This window comes from Chryseobacterium ginsengisoli, from assembly GCF_039542325.1.
Lineage (GTDB): Bacteria > Bacteroidota > Bacteroidia > Flavobacteriales > Weeksellaceae > Chryseobacterium > Chryseobacterium ginsengisoli.
In genome coordinates, this window is sequence record NZ_BAABHX010000007.1 from 32,531 (window position 1) to 50,239 (window position 17,709).

Sequence of the window (17,709 nt, forward strand, 5' to 3'; positions counted from 1 at the left end):
ATAGAGGATTTTATTTTTTATTTTGTTTCTCTTTTAAATCATCCTTAAAAAATGAACTGAAAACAGTCTGCATATTCGGAAAAGAAGAATCTTCCCAGTATTTCGTTGTATAATCACTATTATCCGTTTTGAATTTTACCTTCTCGATGTCATTATCATTTTTAAAATCCAGTTCTGTAGGATAAAAATTTGTGTAAAGAATTAATTGATTGTATTCCGGTTCGCTTTTATGTTTTAATTTAATAAAACCAATTTCATTGAATTCCAATAAATCTCTTAAAGTTTTATTCGAGGCTTTTTCGTAAGAAACATTCAGAATACTTTTCATATCAAAAAATCTATATCCGAATAAAGCAAATTCTTTTTTCTGTAGTGCCTCTCCTGTGATTTCAACCTGATCTTTTTGTTCTCCTTTTAATTCTTTCATTACAGAATTTCTTTGCTTATAATCCAGAATATTTCCTACTTCTTTCAAATCCGGAACTTCCATGGTTGCATCATAATCCCACATTGCAGTTTGCTTTTTCTCAAACTTTACATCTTCCAGCCTGAAAACTCTGTACTGCTCAACATTGGTGCTTTTCAATTTTTTTGTTTTGTTATCGAAAATATAGGTAACAATTCCGTCGGCATAACAATTCAATTTACTATTTACAGTAACATAAGTATTAAAATTACCTTTTACAAAAATGTATTTTGCGGGCTTATTATTTTTGATGACTACCGCTTCGATATCTTTTACACGATCATTAATTTTAATTATATCCTTATCAAAATCCGAATAAGATAAAGTTGCAACAGAAATATTTTCATAAACCAGTTGAAATTTTTCCTGATCCGGCTTCAATAATTGTTTGTCAATTTTACCGTCAATATCCGAGAATGCCAAAATACTTCCGTCTTTTCCAAAAACCGAAACTTTAGGTAAAGGTTTATTGGTCTTTTCCGAAATAAAAGTTATGCTTTGTGCATTGACGAAATTTAAGATGACAACAAATAAGAATAAAAAGATATTTTTCTTCATGGCAGTTTTAGGGTTTAATTAATATTAAAATCAGAATCAGAATTCTAAAGATAAGACAACTAAAATTGAAAAAGGTTGCACAAAATTTTTTTATTTTTCACTTTAGAGCAAAAAAAAGACTGATCATTACAATCAGTCTTTTTCGTTTTTTATCTTGTTACAAGTTTTCCTTAGAAAGGATACTCATAAATTTCAGATTCGTGTAAGTAAGGGTTTCCTGTTGGAATCAATTTAAGTTTCGATAATGCTGAAAGCACTGTGAACATAAATAATCCTACAATGAACAGAATAGCTCCTAAGATCAGGATGAATACTTCAGGAGTTTTCCAGTATGGTCCTACCGTTCCAGGCATTACCATGTTGAAGTAATCTAAAATATGACCGCAGATAACTACGATTGCCATTACAGTAACCACTTTGTAGTTTCTTTTGATGCTGCTACTTACTAAAACCAATAATGGTAATAAGAAGTTAACGATCAACATCGGCAAGAATGTAGTACCATAGTGTTGGAATCTTCCAAAGAAGTAATTAACCTCTTCCGGAATGTTCGCATACCAATAAAGCATGAACTGAGCAAACCATGTATATGTCCAAAGCATACTTGTAGCGAAAAGGAATACACCTAAATCGTGTAAGTGATTGTCATTGAACTGAGGTAAGAATCCGTTTTTCTTTAAGTAAACACTTAAAAGAATAATTACTGCGATACCACTTGAAAGGCAACTAACCATTGAATACCAGATATACATTGTAGAATACCAGTGAGGGTCAATAGACATCAACCAATCCCAAGCCCAAGCTGCAGAAGCAAACCCGAAGAATGCGATATATCCTACTGCCCATCTGTAAAGGAATTGATATTCCACTTTAGATTTAGTTTCGTCTACTTTTTTAGACTGAGCTTTCAATTTCCAAGCGAAGAAAGAAGCACCTAATACATAGATCAAAGTTCTTACAGCGTAGAAAGGTATATTTAAGAATATTCTTTTTTCAAATAAGATCACATCAAAATGAGCAGACTCAGGGTTTGTCAATTCAGGATCCATCCAATGGAATAAGTGACCTTGGTGAGTAATATTTAAGATCATCAGGATAACCAGAATCGCTCCACCATAAGGAATATAAGAAGCAATAGCTTCCATCACTCTTGTAATGATAATCGGCCAACCTGCATGAGCAGCATGCTGAATACAGTAGAAAAACAGTACAGCACAGCTAACTCCAAAGAAAAATACAGCTACAAAATGTAATGCTGCTAAAGGCTGGTTATGAACCTGAAGTTCAGCATGCTCAAGGTGAGCAGCGTGATCCTGAGGACCAACCATTTCACTTGAATGTGTAGGAGCATTATGACCGGAAGCATGAACAGCTTCCATCATTTCGCTAATTTTCTCAGTAGTGATTCCTTTATTCATAAAGAAACCAATGCCAAACAGAACTAAACCTACAACAAGAAGTATTATAGAAGTTGATTTTAATTTTGGTGAAAAACTATACATTTCTTTTCTTATTTTTTAGTTTCGGTAGTAGTTTCAGGTTTTGCTTCCGCCGTAGCTGTAGCTGCTGCCGGTGCTGCTGCTCCTTTTTTGAAGGCGCTCATCACATACATTGCTACTCTCCATCTGTCTCCTGCGTTCAATTGTCCCGCATAAGATCCCATTGCGTTTCTACCGTTTGTTAATACATAATGAACAGATCCTACAGTAATTTCTCTATCAGCATAGTTTGGTACACCAGAGAAAGCTCCTGACTGAACGATTGGTCCCTGTCCATCTCCTCCTACACCGTGACAAGCTGCACATGTATGTTCGAACAACATTTTTCCTCTTTCGATATCTTTAGCTTGGTTAGCTGGATTTAAAGGAGAAGCTGTTGTTGTTTTTGAAGCATTATAACCTGCGTTATATTCGTCAACATTTTTTGGAAGTAATCCTTCTTCAAAAACACCGTCTTTATTTTGTGGAACTGATCCTTCTACTGGGGCAAGACCTGTTGCAAAACTATTCTTAACAAAAGCAGGGATCTCGTTTTCATGATCTGAATATGCATCCTGAGCTTTCATCAATGGATCGTAAGCTACCGGGAAGTACATATCAGGGAAATATACTAATGGTGTATTTTCTTTTGGACCGCAAGAATTAAGTAAAATCGTTGTTAAACCTAAAATTGCTGTAATTTTTAATACATTCTTTTTCATTTTAAGCGTCTTTAACAGTTATTTCTTCAACTCCAGTTTCAATAAGCAACTGTTTTACAGATTCTACATCTTCAGTTACGAATTCCATCATGAATTTATCATCGGTAGTTCTCGGATCTGGGTTCTGAGCAGGAGCTCCAGGATACATTTTGTTTCTAGCTAAGAAAGTCAATGACATCATGTGAGCAGCACAGAATACCATAAGTTCAAACATTGGAACTACGAATGCAGGCATGTTGTGTGCCCAGTCAAAAGCAGGTTTACCACCAATATTTTGAGGCCAGTCATGATTCATCACGTACCAAGTTACAGTAGCCCCTATGCTTACACCATAAAGAGCGTAGAAGAATGCAGCATCAGAAATTCTGGTTTTCTTTAATCCTAAAGCTTTATCTAGTCCGTGAACCGGAAACGGAGTATATACTTCGTTTATCGCGATTCCTTTATCGTTGAATGCTTTAACGCCGTTCATTAAATCGTCGTCATCAGCATAAAGTCCGTATACAATTTTAGTGGTGCTCATCTCCTTCTTTTGCTTTATAAGTTTCACCTGAAATTTTCAGAATCGATTTTAATTCAGCCTGTGCAATTACAGGGAATGTTCTTGCATATAATAAGAATAATACAGAGAAGAACCCGATTGTTCCTAAGTATACGCCCACATCAATGATCGTTGGTTTAAACATTGTCCAAGATCCTGGTAAGTAATCTCTAGAAAGGTTGATAACGATGATGTCAAAACGCTCAAACCACATACCGATGTTGATAATCAATGCAACGATGAAAGTCCAGATAATATTCGTTCTCATTTTCTTGAACCAGAATGAAGCAGGAACTACAAGGTTACATATAATTAGTGACCAAAAAGCCCACCAGTAAGGTCCAACAGCAGCACCCGGAGAAAGATATGTAAAATCTTCAAATCTAGATCCTGAGTACCATCCGATGAAATATTCAGTTGCGTAAGCTACAGTTACCATACCACCAGTTAATACAATTACGATGTTCATAATTTCGATATGATACATTGTAATATAATCTTCAAGGTGACAAACTTTTCTTGCGATTAACAATAGTGTTTGTACCATTGCAAATCCTGAGAAGATCGCACCCGCGACGAAGTAAGGAGGATAGATCGTAGAGTGCCATCCTTTAATTACTGAAGTCGCGAAGTCAAAAGATACGGTTGTGTGTACTGAGAATACAAGTGGAGTTGCTAAACCTGCAAGAACCAAAGACAGTTCTTCGAATCTTTGCCAGTGTTTTGCTTTACCACCCCAACCGAAAGCTAGGAATGTATAAATTTTCTTAGTCCAAGGAGTTTTTGCTCTGTCTCTGATCATTGCAAAGTCAGGGATTAATCCCATGAACCAGAATACTGTTGATACTGAGAAATACGTTGAGATCGCAAATACGTCCCAAAGTAGAGGAGAGTTGAAGTTCCCCCAAAGAGAACCGAATTGGTTTGGTAAAGGGAATACCCAATATCCTACCCAAACTCTACCCATGTGGATTACAGGGAAGATTGCCGCCTGTACAACTGCGAAGATAGTCATCGCCTCAGCTGAACGGTTTACAGACATTCTCCATCTCTGTCTAAATAATAATAATACTGCGGAGATAAGTGTTCCGGCGTGACCGATACCTACCCACCATACGAAGTTGGTAATATCCCAACCCCAGTTAATAGTTCTGTTAAGCCCCCATGCTCCAATACCTGTCCCGATAGTATAAGCGATACATCCAAAACCATATAAAAATAGAACTAAGGCTGCATATAGTGAAATCCACCATAGTTTTCCTGCTCTTTCTTCGATAGGTCGTGCAATATCTTCTGTGATATCGTGATAAGTTTTGTGACCAATAATTAGAGGTTCCCTTATCGGAGCTTCGTAATGTCCTGACATTTTTTACCTATTTATTATTTAAACTTTATTTTTCTACTCTGTTTCTTACTTTAGTATGATAGAACACGTTTGGTTTTGTTCCGATCTCTTCCAGTAAATAATATCTTCTGTTGCTAGAATATAATTCTCTCACTTCAGATTCTTTGTCATTCATGTCTCCAAACGTCATTGCTCCAGTAGAACAAGCAGCAGCACAAGCACAAGAATTTTTGAATTCGTTGTCAGTTACTTTTCTGTTTTCTCTCTTAGCAGCTAAGATTGTAGCTTGAGTTTCCTGGATACACATTGAACATTTCTCCATTACCCCTCTCGTTCTTACAACTACGTCTGGGTTTAGAACCATTCTTCCAAGGTCGTTATTCATGTTGAAATCGAACTTGTCGTTTAGGTTATAAGTAAACCAGTTGAAACGTCTTACTTTGTAAGGACAGTTGTTTGCACAATATCTAGTACCGATACATCTGTTGTAAGCCATGTGGTTTTGACCTTGCTTACCGTGTGAAGTAGCCGCAACCGGACATACAGTTTCACAAGGAGCGTGGTTACAGTGCTGACACATTACCGGTTGGAAGATCACATCTGGATTATCAGCCGGGTGGTTCAATGCACCTCCGTCTCCGAATGCAGTACCATATAATTCTGGTACAGCCATTCCTTCTTTTAATCCTTCATATACTTCCACTTTTTGTCTTGAAGAATAGTAACGGTCAATTCTTAACCAATACATATCTCTAGACATTCTGATTTCTTCTTTACCTACAACAGGAACGTTGTTTTCTGCCTGACAAGCAATGATACATGCTCCACAACCAGTACAAGAGTTCAAGTCGATTGATAAATTGAAGTGAGGTCCATCCGTATCATCGAAAGCATCCCAAAGGTCAATCTTTCTGGCAGGAAGGGCTCCACTAATCGTGTGATATTCCAAAGGCTTATTCCATCCTTTATGTTCGTCGTCAAATGCTACGTTTAAGAATTCAGCCAAAGGAACTTCTTTAGCGATTTCGTAACGTCCCATTAATGTATTTTGAAGCTGAATACCTGCAAATTCGTGATCTTCTCCTGTTTTTTCGATTTTAACATTAGAAACAACTAAGTTAGAACCATCGAATAAAGGATAAGCATTTACACCTGTATCAGCTGTTGCTCCTGAATCTTTTTTACCATAACCAAGTGCAAGACCTACAGATCCGTCAGCTTGTCCCGGTTGTACGAATACAGGAACATTTTCTATTTTTACTCCATTTACAGTAAGGTTTACAATAGAACCATCCAACTGCATTCTTGCATTAAGATCGTTATCTATTTCAAATTTTTCTGCATCTTTCGGAGAAATTGTCAAGTAGTTATCCCAAGACATTCTTGTTAATGGATCTGGTAATTCCTGCAACCAAGGGTTGTTTGCCTGAGTACCGTCTCCCATTGAAGTCTTAGTATATAATACCAATTCTAGATCAGAAGGTTTGAAGTTTCCTAATTCAGCAACAGCTTGAGCACCGTTTCCACCTGCGTAAGACAATGTCGTAGCATTATTAGAAACATTGATACCGTTATATAAAGCTTTGTTGAAAGAAGTTGCCCCTAAAATTGAAGTTGCACTACCTTTTAAATAATCATAATAATTATTAGCAGCGTTATTCTTACCATTCTTCCAAACCAATAGAGATTCTTCGATCTGTCTTGATTTGTAGATCTTCTGAATTGTAGGCTGCATTAATGAATATACTCCTGTCTGAGGCTCAATATCTCCCCAAGATTCTAGCCAGTTAGCTACAGGAATTACAGCTTTAGCTGCTTTGTACATTTCATTTTTCTTATCAGCAACAGCAATTACATAAGGAACTTTAGTTAAAGATTTTTTGAAATCTTGTCCTTTGTGGTAAGAGTAAATAGGATCTACATTGTTTGCAATTAGAACACCAACCTGACCTGCATTTACCCATCCAAGGAATTCCTCGAATTTTGCTTTATCGAAATCTTTTAGGAAGTTAGCTTTACCAGTGAAAGCAACTGATCCTAATTTTTGGTTAATTAAATGAGCTAAAACCTGAGCGCCTTTAGAACCGTCAGCGAAAACAATAGCCTTGCTACCTTTTGCTAATAATTCTTTAGCCAATTCAGAAGCAGTCTTATCAGAAGTACCACCTCCTACAATTGCATTATAAACTTCAACTAAAGTTTTGTTTACAGCACTTGGTTTTAATCTGATTCTTTCGTCAGCATTAGCACCAGTGATAGACATGTTTGATTCCACTTGTACGTGTCTCAACATACTTGCTCCCGGTTTTCTTGCTGCTGCATAAGACGTTTCTAAACTTCCTGCATTGTAATCTCCTAAGAAATCAGCGTGGAAACCTACCACCAATTCAGTTCCTTTAAGGTCGTAAACCGGTAATGCTCTTTGTCCGAAAACTTCCTGAGCTGCATCTAATGCTGCAGCATAAGGGAAAGCATCATAAGTTACTAGTTCAGCTGTAGGATATTTCTCTTTAAATTCAGCGAATAATTTTTTGAAAGTAGGTGAAGCAAAAGAATGTGATAATAACACGATTTTTTTACCTGAAGCTTTAGCTTCTTCCAATCCTTTGATAATATAGCCGTCTACTTTATCGAAAGTTTCGTCTTTACCTTCAAATTTAGGCTGTTTTACTTTATCATTATCATAAAGAGAAAGTACACTTGCCTGAGCTCTTGCGTTAGTTTTACCTAAATCACCAGCAGCTGGGTTTGGATCTATTTTGATTGGTCTACCTTCACGGGTTTTTACTAAAACACTAGCAAAGTCAAATCCATCGAAATATGTTGAAGCGTAATAGTTTGGAACCCCCGGAATGATATCATGCGGTTTTACCACATAAGGAATCGTTTTAATTACCGGAGCTTCACAAGCAGCTAATGTTACTGCTGCAGTAGAGAAACCTAATAATTTTAAGAAATCTCTTCTTGAAGTTCCGGAACCGTTCTCTTCTGCATCTGCAAGAAAATCTTCTACCGGAATTTCTTCCTGGAACTCTTTCTGAGCCAGCTTATTATTTAAAGCCGGGTCTTTAAGTTCGTGAATACTTCTAAATTGTATTTTGTTTGAAGCCATTTATACTTCTAATTTTTAGTTATTAATAATGACATTTACCACACTCAAGACCTCCAATCGCATCTACAGTAATCTTACCACCATCTTTAGGGTATTGTTTTTTCAACTTTTCGTGTAGATTTTTGAAGTATTCTTTATTATAACCGTTGTTCATGTCGACTTCTGTAGTTCTGTGACACTCGATACACCATCCCATTGTGAAGTCATTAGCCATCTGAACAACATTCATTGTGTCAATTTTTCCGTGACAAGCTTTACATACAACATCAATTTTGTTGTTAGGATTCTTTTTGTTGAAAGAATTAATAATTGCTTGTTCACCTGCTACAACGTGCTGAGAGTGGTTGAAGTATACGAAGTCCGGCATGTTGTGGATTCTTGTCCATTCAACTGGCTGGGTTTTTCCTGTGTACTGTTGTTTCGCAGGATCCCAACCTGTAGCGGCATATATTTTCTGGATTTCTCCGTCATAGAATGCTTTGTCTTTTCCTGGCTCCATGTAATCATTTGCACCGTACTCAGAAATAGTTCTGTGACAGTTCATACAAACGTTCATTGATGGAATTTCAGATACTTTACCGTATTTAGCACTTGAGTGACAAAGTTGACAGTCAATCTTCTGTTCTCCAGCGTGAATTTTGTGTGAGAAATAAATAGGCTGTTCTGGCTTGTATCCTTTGTAAACCCCGATCCACATGATCCAGTTCCAAATTCCGTAAGTTGCCAAAAGCGCAAGAATTGCGATCAATCCTTTACCTACATAATGGTATTTTTCATAGATTTCGCTGAAAGATTTTACTCTTGTTTCATTAAGTCCAGCTAAGTCTTCAGACTGACCTAATTTTACTAATTGTCTTAGTTTAATTAAGATCCAAACCAATAAAGCAGCAATTGCTAAAAGTGAAATAATAACTACGCTTGTAGTCGTATTGTTTGCCGGTGCTGCAGCTGCATCCGTTGTTGTTGCATCTTTTTTAGGGTCTGCAGCAGGCTCCGGAGCCGGCGGATTAGTTGTAAAAGCTAAGATGTCATCAATATCCTTATCTGTAAGATTTGGAAAGAGCTGCATCTCAGTCTTGTTGAATTTTTCGAAAATTTCGTTTGCGTACTTGTCTCCGGAAGCTCTCAGCTCCTTGTTGTTTTTGATCCACTTGTGAAGCCAATCCGGACCTACGCCCGCTTCTTCTTTAACTTTAGCAACAATCCCCTTCAAAGGTGGTCCTACAACTTGTTTGTCTAGTGCGTGACATGCAGTACAATTCGCTTTGAAAAGTTTCTCACCATTCTTCGGATCGCCGTCTTGCCCGTAAATTGAAGCACTGGTTGATAGCAATAAGCCTATTGCGATCAACGTTTGTCTATAATGCTTTCTCCAACTAATCATTTAAATTATCTTATGTTAGTAAATATTGAACATTCAATCAATCCCGCAAAAATAATATTTTTAACAGGAATTTAACGGCATATGGAAAGGGGAAAATGTCATTTACGTTTAATTTGTAATTATTCTAAATAACTGTGTTTGGTATAATTTTTTAATTTGTATAAATTTGCGCAAACAAGTTTAAATGAAAAATCTGATTAAAATATTTTCGATATTATCTTTGTTATCATTTTATGGTATTGATGCACAGCAGGTTGTAAAAAAAGATACTTTGGCTGGAACCGAACTTACCATTACGATGGATTCTAAGGTAAATACAGCTTTGGAAAGCATTGAAGATAAGTGCTCCAAAGTGGCTGTAACAACGACTTCCAGAGATGATGACGATGATTACACTTCTTCAAAACCTACAAAGATTTATGTTCCAAGCAGGGAATTGACGAATGCGGAAATCTGTAGAAAGAATCCTAGAATTTTAGGATACAAAATTCAGATCACGACAGTGAAAAGTAATGATGAAGCAAACGAAGTGAAATCATATTTCAGAAAAAGATTCCCAAATCTTAAAGTGGAAACGGATGCTTCGCTAAGACCAAACTATAAAATCTTGGCGGGAAGTTACTTCACAAAGCAAAGTGCTGCGGCTGATCTTTCGAGAGTAAAAGAATATTTTAAATCGGCAATTGCGGTACAATACAGGATTTTCTGTGCTGAAGCGAAGTAGTATTTAATTTAACATAAAATTTATAAAGCTGAGAAACTTTCTCAGCTTTTTGTTTTTAATAATATTGATTCAAAAACCAGAAAAATTCATTCATTCTCAAGTAATTATTTGTGAGCAAATAAGAGAATAAAATACAGAAAATTACAGCAAGAAATGATAGCATTTTCGGAGACTCTTTGTACGAGTAAAACAACCACCCCAAAAGTAAAGGATAAACGAAAGCAAAGTGCCCTCCATAAATGTAAGAAGTATGAAGTCCGAATCTCATAATGCAATGAATTCCAATGTCAAACAGGAATGAAATCATCAAAACCTGAACTAATTTATTTTTAAAATTTTTAAGATAACTCCAAAAAATTAATGCCAATAAAACAGCGATGAAATAGTATGGAACCCATGACGAATAAACGTCCATTACAATGCCTTTATATTCATAGCCTTTCATGTTGTTTTTATCGCGAAGAATGAAGTTTGAAAACAACATATTTCCTCCGAAAAAGTAGGAGAGAATCATGTCCCAAGTTGGCGTTGATTTCACATTCGAGAATTTTTCGTACTGCTCGTTGGTTTTGCTGAAAATGTTTTGATATTTAAAATCAATTCGGTTCAAGTATAATAAAATAAAGCAAATGCAAGTAAAAATTCCTCTGAAAACCGCATTTTCAAATTTTTTCCAACTTTTAAAAAGTCCTTTTTCGAAAGCAACAGGAATAAAAACTTTAATAATATTTGTTACCGTCAAACCTCCAATTGTAATTCCTGATAAAGCCAATGCCAAAGTCGGAATTTTCTCTTCTTTTTTTAGTTTTATAGCTGAATAATGATTAAAGAAAGTCAATAAAAACAACGTGTATGTAAAGTTCTCCGGAGTAAAAGAGAGTAAAATTGTCGTTGAAAAAGATCCGAAAAACAGAATCAATAAAAGACTAAGAATTAAAGGAAGTCCAATAATATTTTTCAGATATTTAAAAACCTGAAGAACGCTTAAACTTACAGCAAGATTACTAAACCAAGCCAAGGCAAAACGGAAATTTCCATCCATTTTTCCGTCTGAAAAAAGTAAAGCCAATTCGCGGATCCAGTTGAAAAAATAATAGGATAGAGGGTGTCTTTCGAAACTTCCGCCGGTCATTACGATCGATTTATTATCAAAACTAAAATAGGCATCCCAGGGAATTCTTGCATCAAAAATGATTTTATGATGGATCGCGATGTAGGAACCCAGATATCCGTAAATGACCAAAAAGAAAAGAAAAACGAGTAACTCAATTCCTGTTGACGGAAAAAGTAATTTAAAAAAATCGATGAATTTTGTTTTGAATTTTGACACCTGCAAAAACTTTCTGCAAAAGTAAAATAAAAAACTCACCAAATTTGATGAGTTTGTGTATTGATTTTTATGATTTTAAACCTAAGAACTGCAGGAAAGTGTTGAACATCCTGAAATATCGTCGTAATCTGAAGGTCTTTTTGCTGAAAATTCAGGGTAAATTGTATGGTACGGATTTTCTAAAGCATGAGATAATTTATTCAACATATCATTTTTTCCTTCATTGATTTCTTCGATGCACTGATACAAAAGATAATTTCTTAAAATAAATTTAGGATTTGTTTTATGCATAATTTCTAAAGATTTTTCTCTTGAAATGATATTTTTCTCCAATCTTGATTGGTAAGTTTTAATAAAATCTTCCAGCTTCAAAATCTTTTCATCATTTAAAAAAGTATAAGAAACATTTTCAAATTGAAGTCTTAGATCTTTTTGATCATCATATTTTTCAAGTTCATTAAAAAATAGAGTGTAGTCAAGCTGAAGATCCTGCATCAAACTTTGCCAATTGGTGAAAAACTTTTCGTCACTTGTTAATAATTGATCAAAACCAAATTTTTTGCACAGCATCCTATCATGAGATTCCCAGAAATAACTTCCATAATCATTCAAAATCTCTTCCAGGAATTTTTCATCTTTAATCAAAGGATGAAGAGCGTTTGCCAACTGCCAAAGATTCCATTGTGAAATTTGTCCCTGCTTTCCGAAAGCGTATCTTCTTCCGGGAAGATCGGTGGTGTTTGGTGTGAAATTCAGATCATATTCGTCCATCATAGAATAAGGTCCGTAATCGACTGTCAAACCTAAAATTGACATGTTGTCTGTATTCATTACGCCATGAACAAATCCCACTCGATACCATTCAACCATCAGATCGGCTGTTCTTCTGCCAACATTTTCGAAGAAATCTTTATATTTTTGAACGCCTTCCGAAGTAATTTCTTTAAAATAATTTTCAATGGTAAAGTCAACAAGTTGTTGCAAAGTGTTGTGTTCCTGTTGAGCCGACATCAATTCAAAATGCCCAAAACGAAGAAAGCTCTCTGCAGTTCTTACAACAACTGCACCTTTTTCATCTTGTGGATTTCCGCTATACATCATATCTCTTACAACATCTTCTCCTGTGAAAGCTAAGCTTAAAGCACGGGTTGTAGGAACTCCCAAATGAAACATTGCTTCGCTCATGAGATACTCACGAACAGACGATCTCAAAACGGCTCTTCCATCTGCATGTCTGGAATAAGGCGTTGCTCCGGCTCCTTTCCATTGAATTTCTTTTTTTTCTCTCAAACTGTTAGTGATTTCTCCAGCGAGAATTGCTCTTCCGTCACCCAACTGTCCCGCCCAATTTCCAAATTGGTGTCCTGCATAAGCGGTGGAATATGTTTTTATATTTTCAGGAAGATTGTTTCCGACTAAAAAACTGAGGTCTTTTTCTTCGAATTTTCCTAGTCCGATTTCTTCTGAAAGTTTTTCATTAAAAGCAATTAGTCTCGGATGATTAAAACCAACAGGCTCGACTGTGGAAAACAAAACTTTGGGAGTATTTCTCTGCATAGTGTTGCCTGAAAAATCTCCGGGAAATATTTTTATAAAGGGTTGGTTGATGTTTTCAATATTCATACTCCAAAGGTATTAATTATAAAAGAAAAGACCTTCCAAATGATTGAAAGGTCTTGTATATTTCTAAAAGAGAAATTATTTATTATTGAAGTCTATGTCGTCACCTGTATTCAGGTTCTCATTCACATTTTCTTCTTTTTTACCTGAATTTTTAGGTCCGTTTGATTCTACAGACTGAGGATTTTTAATTTCATCAATTGTTTGTAATCCTCCATCATCTCCATATCCTGAACCAAGTCCTTTAAGGTTTGAACAGCCGTCTTTCCATTCTGAAGGTTTCACAAATTTATCATCCGGAGAAATCTTCAGGCTTTTATCTGCCCAAACTTTCTTCATGAAAATTGCCCAGATTGGTAAAGCCATTTTAGCACCCTGACCTTCTCCTGTTCCGTAGAAGTGGGTTGCTCTGTCTTCCCATCCAACCCAAGCCCCGGTTGCCAGTTTTGGAACGATTCCCATAAACCAACCATCAGAGTTATTCTGAGTTGTTCCTGTTTTACCTGCAATTTCGATATCTTTTGAAATTCCTTTTCTTCCTAATTCTCCTGAAGCAGTTCCAAATTGTGCTACACCTTTCATTAATTCAATCATGGTATAAGCATACATTGGGTTCATTACTTCTTTCGGCTCTACATTTACTTCCTTAATTACTCGGCTATTTGCATCTTCAATTCTCCAGATCATTTCCGGTTTATTGTAGTTACCATAATTAGCAAAAGTACTGTAAGCTCCTACCATTTCGTAAATGGTAATATCTGATGCTCCTAAAGCCATCGGTAAACTTGTAGAAATATCTTCCGTCACTCCAAGATCTCTCGCAGTTTGGATTACACTTTGAGTTCCTGTCATTTCGGCAAGACGTAATGCTACCGGGTTTTGAGAGTGTGCCAAAGCATCTTTCAATGTAAGCATTCCGCCTCTTCCCGGAACATGATAAGTTCCTTTATTGAAACTTGCGTTTGAAACCACAGAACAAGGAGTCATACCTAGTTTCATGATTGCTGTTGCGTATACGAAAGGTTTAAATGTTGATCCAACCTGTCTTTTACCTTGTTTAATGTGATCATATTGGAAATGCTGCCAATCGATACCTCCAACCCAAGCTTTGATTTCTCCCGATCCCGGAACTACAGACATCAAACCTGCCTGAGCAACTTTTTTGTGCCATCTGATAGAATCCCAAGGTGACATTTCCACTTCTTCCTCTCCAGCCCAGGTAAAACGAGACATTTTGATTGGCTTTTTGAATTCCATCATGATAGAATCTTCAGGCATGTTATCAGCTTTCAAAAGTTTGTAACGTCCTGTTCTTCTCATTGCCTGAAGCATAAGGTCATTGACCTGTTTGTCGTTTAGGAAATAAAAAGGCCAGTTTTTTCTGCCTCTTTGCTCTGCATCAAATCTTTTCTGAAGATCTGTTAAGTGTTCTCTGATTGATTCTTCTGCATATTTTTGCATTTTAGAATCAAGCGTAACATATATTTTTAAACCGTCTTTGTAAAGGTTTAATTTTTTTCCTGTTTCCTTTTCGTAATCGTCAAGATATTTATCGATTTCTTTTCTTAAATAAAACTTATAATAAGACGAGTAGCCTTCTGTAATATTACTAATCGGATGAAAATCAACAGTAATAGGAGTTGCAGCAGCTTTGTCGAAAGTTGCCTGATCAATATATCCTGTTTTCAGCATTTGATCCAAAACAACATCTCTTCTTATTTTCGCTTTTTCAGGATTTCTGTAAGGATTGTTTTTTCTTGGATTTTCAAGCATTGCCACAAATGTTGCAGCTTCAGGTAATGTAAGTTCGGATGTTTTTTTATTGAAATAAACTTTAGAAGCCATTTCAATTCCGTTTGCATTGAATAGGAAATCAAATTTATTGAAATATAAAGTGATGATTTCTTCTTTCGTATATCTTTTTTCAAGACTTACAGCAACGACCCATTCTTTTAACTTTTGGAAAGCTCTTTCGACTCTGTTTTGAGATGCATTTCCCGTGAAAAGTAGTTTTGCCAACTGTTGGGTGATTGTAGAACCGCCACCTCGACCACCACCATAAACGATTGCTCTTGCAACTGATTGCAAATCGATTCCTGAATGTTCTTTGAAACGCTCATCTTCTTTAGCCTGTAAAGCATAAATTAAATAAGGAGGAAGATCTTTATAAATAATAGGTTGCGTCTTTTCTTTCTCAAACTTGCCCAATAAAACTCCGTCTGAAGAGTAGATCTGAGAGGCAACATAAATGTCCGGATTTTCAAGTTCTTTTACATCGGGCATTTCTCCAATAAAACCTTGAGAAACTGCAAAGAAAACTCCTGAAATTCCTAAAACTAAAGCAAAGAATCCGATCCAGATAAATTTTACCCACCTTTTCCAAGCGGTATTTTTCTTTTTGGGAGGAAGCGGGAAGGTTTTCCCTTTATTTCCTGTGTTTTGTTTGTTTACTTCCATTTATGATTACGGTTTAGCCGTTTCTATTTTTACTCCAATGTCTTCAATTCCCGGAAGGACGTCGTTTCTCATAGCCTGAGTTAAGCCGATTTCATACTTCCCTTTTGCCGGAAATTTGTAGTTCAGTTTGTACTGAAATAAAGTTTCCTTCGTGTCACCAAATCCTGTACCAAGCCATTCTCCGTTCGGTTTAGCCAATACATAATTCAATGTATCGGTTTGCTTTTTCTTACTTTGAATGTCGGTGAAATTAACAATGAATCTTACATTACTATAAGGATAATCATTGTTATTTCTTACAACAAATATAATATTTTTAGGATTTTGCGGATCCGAAATTTCAAGATTAAATTTTTGTTCACTTTTCTTATTCCATTTATTATCAATGGAATTCATAATAACTTCTCCTTCTGAAGAAGAATTACAGCTAAAGAAAAGGATAAGAGGCAATAATCCTAAAATTTTACGCATTGTTATCTTTTTTTGGAGGAAACTTCTTTTTGAATTTCTTTTTGTTTGGGTTTGGTTTTTTTTCAGCATCAGAACCCGGTGCGGCTTCTACTTTTTCCAACTGAGCTTTTGGTTGCTGCGGCTGTTGAGGCTTTTGCTGTCTCGGTTGGTTGTTGTTAGAATTTACATTTGGGTTTTGTGGCTGTCTTTCCTGTTTTTGAGGTCTTTCAGATCTTTCCGTTCTCTCATGACGTTCTTGTCTTTCAGGACGGTTGTTTGGTCTATTGTTTTTATTTTGACCTTGTTGACCCTGATTTGGATTGTTCTGATTGTTATTATTCGGTCTGTTCTGACTTCTGTTCTTATTATTACCTCTGTTTTTCTTCTCAAATCGGTCAACACTGTTTTCCTGAATCAAGTCGATGGTTGCCAAAGGAATATCCGGTTGCTTCAAATCTTCAAGAGGAAGGATTTTTTCCCCTTTTTTGTTTTTAGCAATCAGTTTTTTAACAAGGTCAATATCAAAATCATACCATGCAATAGAATTATCAATATAAGCAAACCACATTTTCTTTTTGAAAACGTCGATTTTAATACAGAAAGCTCTTCCTTTTTCAGTATCCAACGTCGTGGAAGAAGAAGGGAAGTGACTTAATGCGTCAAGGTAACTATCTAATTCATAATTAAGACAACATTTAAGTTTACCGCATTGTCCAGCCAGTTTTTGAGGATTGATACTCAATTGCTGATATCTTGCAACATTGGTATTTACAGATCTGAAATCCGTTAACCATGTCGAACAGCAAAGCTCTCTACCGCAAGATCCGATTCCGCCTACCTTTGCCGCTTCCTGTCTGAAACCGATCTGTTTCATATCGATTTTCGTTCTGAAAGCTCCCGCGTATTCTTTGATCAACATTCTGAAATCTACACGATTATCAGCGGTGTAATAAAATGTAACTTTTGATGCATCTCCTTGATACTCAACATCTGTGATCTTCATTTCAAGACCTAATCTGTGAGCAATTTTTCGTGCGTCTATCTTTACATTTTCTTCTTTTTTTCTTACTTCCTGCCAAACCTCGAGATCTTTTTGGTTGGCCTGTCTATATATTTTAAGTGCTGTTTCTTCAGAAGCTCTTTTCTTCTTCATCTGAATTTTCACTAGTTCTCCGGTGAGACTTACCACACCTACATCATGTCCGGGACTTGATTCTACTGTTACTACACTACCTATGTGTAATGGGATATTATTTACATTTTTAAAAAACGATTTTCTGTCATTTTTAAATCTAACTTCCACAAAATCACACCTGTTTGGTGCGGGATTGTTGATGTTAGAAAGCCAGTCAAAAACACTTAATTTATAACTATTACCACAGGTATTTACATTTTCACAGCCATTCGCGGTCTTCTTGGGTCCGCAAGAATGTGCAGAATCGCCGGATGTTTTACATCCACAACTCATATATTATATATTTAATTTGCAAATTTATGATTTTTATCTTTATAAGGTCTAAAA

General features: G+C 36.0%; 13 protein-coding genes. 1 reads left to right on the top strand and 12 read right to left on the bottom strand.

Annotation, left to right across the window (positions count from 1 at the left end):
* Nucleotides 1–10: 10 nt before the first annotated feature.
* The 7 genes from ABD940_RS18150 to ABD940_RS18180 form a co-directional block, all read right to left on the bottom strand.
* On the bottom strand, nt 11–1,024 hold the full coding sequence (locus ABD940_RS18150; protein ID WP_345207111.1) for a hypothetical protein: 1,014 nt from the start codon (nt 1,022–1,024) through the stop codon (nt 11–13).
* Nucleotides 1,025–1,194: 170 nt separating this feature from the next.
* Nucleotides 1,195–2,526, bottom strand: coding sequence for a quinol:cytochrome C oxidoreductase (locus tag ABD940_RS18155; RefSeq protein ID WP_345207112.1), 1,332 nt, complete (start codon nt 2,524–2,526; stop codon nt 1,195–1,197).
* Between the two features lie 8 nt (nt 2,527–2,534).
* The gene (locus ABD940_RS18160) at nt 2,535–3,224 is read right to left on the bottom strand and encodes a c-type cytochrome (protein WP_345207113.1); all 690 of its coding nucleotides are present in this window, start codon (nt 3,222–3,224) and stop codon (nt 2,535–2,537) included.
* A gap of 1 nt (nt 3,225) precedes the next feature.
* Nucleotides 3,226–3,747 (bottom strand): DUF3341 domain-containing protein, encoded by a 522-nt coding sequence (locus ABD940_RS18165; RefSeq protein ID WP_345207115.1) that lies wholly within the window; start codon nt 3,745–3,747, stop codon nt 3,226–3,228.
* Nucleotides 3,734–5,131, bottom strand: coding sequence for an NrfD/PsrC family molybdoenzyme membrane anchor subunit (nrfD, locus tag ABD940_RS18170; protein ID WP_345207117.1), 1,398 nt, complete (start codon nt 5,129–5,131; stop codon nt 3,734–3,736). The genes ABD940_RS18165 and nrfD overlap by 14 nt, the downstream gene beginning before the upstream one ends.
* A 25-nt stretch (nt 5,132–5,156) precedes the next feature.
* Nucleotides 5,157–8,222, bottom strand: coding sequence for a TAT-variant-translocated molybdopterin oxidoreductase (locus ABD940_RS18175; protein WP_345207119.1), 3,066 nt, complete (start codon nt 8,220–8,222; stop codon nt 5,157–5,159).
* A 22-nt stretch (nt 8,223–8,244) separates the two neighbouring features.
* Nucleotides 8,245–9,606 (bottom strand): c-type cytochrome, encoded by a 1,362-nt coding sequence (locus ABD940_RS18180; protein ID WP_345207121.1) that lies wholly within the window; start codon nt 9,604–9,606, stop codon nt 8,245–8,247.
* 184 nt (nt 9,607–9,790) lie between these two features.
* Between ABD940_RS18180 and ABD940_RS18185 the strand changes: the two genes are divergently transcribed.
* Nucleotides 9,791–10,330, top strand: a complete 540-nt coding sequence (locus ABD940_RS18185; protein ID WP_345207123.1) for an SPOR domain-containing protein — start codon at nt 9,791–9,793, stop codon at nt 10,328–10,330.
* A 55-nt stretch (nt 10,331–10,385) separates the two neighbouring features.
* Here ABD940_RS18185 and ABD940_RS18190 read toward each other — a convergent pair whose 3' ends face one another.
* The 5 genes from ABD940_RS18190 to ABD940_RS18210 form a co-directional block, all read right to left on the bottom strand.
* Nucleotides 10,386–11,660: a DUF6080 domain-containing protein gene (locus ABD940_RS18190; protein ID WP_345207125.1), complete on the bottom strand. Its 1,275-nt coding sequence runs from the start codon at nt 11,658–11,660 to the stop codon at nt 10,386–10,388.
* Between the two features lie 81 nt (nt 11,661–11,741).
* Entirely contained in the window at nt 11,742–13,283 is a 1,542-nt protein-coding gene (locus ABD940_RS18195) for a protein adenylyltransferase SelO (protein ID WP_345207127.1), read from the bottom strand.
* A 75-nt stretch (nt 13,284–13,358) separates the two neighbouring features.
* Entirely contained in the window at nt 13,359–15,737 is a 2,379-nt protein-coding gene (locus ABD940_RS18200; protein ID WP_345207129.1) for a transglycosylase domain-containing protein, read from the bottom strand.
* A 6-nt stretch (nt 15,738–15,743) separates the two neighbouring features.
* On the bottom strand, nt 15,744–16,208 hold the full coding sequence (locus ABD940_RS18205; RefSeq protein WP_345207131.1) for a gliding motility lipoprotein GldH: 465 nt from the start codon (nt 16,206–16,208) through the stop codon (nt 15,744–15,746).
* A complete protein-coding gene (locus tag ABD940_RS18210; RefSeq protein ID WP_345207133.1) occupies nt 16,201–17,655 on the bottom strand; it encodes a PSP1 domain-containing protein in 1,455 nt (484 codons plus the stop codon). Before ABD940_RS18210 ends, ABD940_RS18205 begins: the two co-directional genes overlap by 8 nt.
* Nucleotides 17,656–17,709 lie beyond the last annotated feature (54 nt).

What these genes read in the sequence shown, in the direction of transcription:
- ABD940_RS18150 (WP_345207111.1), bottom strand. Translation starts at nt 1,024, where the DNA reads ATGAAGAAAAATATCTTTTTATTCTTATTTGTTGTCATCTTAAATTTC.
- ABD940_RS18155 (WP_345207112.1), bottom strand. Translation starts at nt 2,526, where the DNA reads ATGTATAGTTTTTCACCAAAATTAAAATCAACTTCTATAATACTTCTT.
- ABD940_RS18160 (WP_345207113.1), bottom strand. Translation starts at nt 3,224, where the DNA reads ATGAAAAAGAATGTATTAAAAATTACAGCAATTTTAGGTTTAACAACG.
- ABD940_RS18165 (WP_345207115.1), bottom strand. Translation starts at nt 3,747, where the DNA reads ATGAGCACCACTAAAATTGTATACGGACTTTATGCTGATGACGACGAT.
- nrfD (WP_345207117.1), bottom strand. Translation starts at nt 5,131, where the DNA reads ATGTCAGGACATTACGAAGCTCCGATAAGGGAACCTCTAATTATTGGT.
- ABD940_RS18175 (WP_345207119.1), bottom strand. Translation starts at nt 8,222, where the DNA reads ATGGCTTCAAACAAAATACAATTTAGAAGTATTCACGAACTTAAAGAC.
- ABD940_RS18180 (WP_345207121.1), bottom strand. Translation starts at nt 9,606, where the DNA reads ATGATTAGTTGGAGAAAGCATTATAGACAAACGTTGATCGCAATAGGC.
- ABD940_RS18185 (WP_345207123.1), top strand. Translation starts at nt 9,791, where the DNA reads ATGAAAAATCTGATTAAAATATTTTCGATATTATCTTTGTTATCATTT.
- ABD940_RS18195 (WP_345207127.1), bottom strand. Translation starts at nt 13,283, where the DNA reads ATGAATATTGAAAACATCAACCAACCCTTTATAAAAATATTTCCCGGA.
- ABD940_RS18200 (WP_345207129.1), bottom strand. Translation starts at nt 15,737, where the DNA reads ATGGAAGTAAACAAACAAAACACAGGAAATAAAGGGAAAACCTTCCCG.
- ABD940_RS18205 (WP_345207131.1), bottom strand. Translation starts at nt 16,208, where the DNA reads ATGCGTAAAATTTTAGGATTATTGCCTCTTATCCTTTTCTTTAGCTGT.
- ABD940_RS18210 (WP_345207133.1), bottom strand. Translation starts at nt 17,655, where the DNA reads ATGAGTTGTGGATGTAAAACATCCGGCGATTCTGCACATTCTTGCGGA.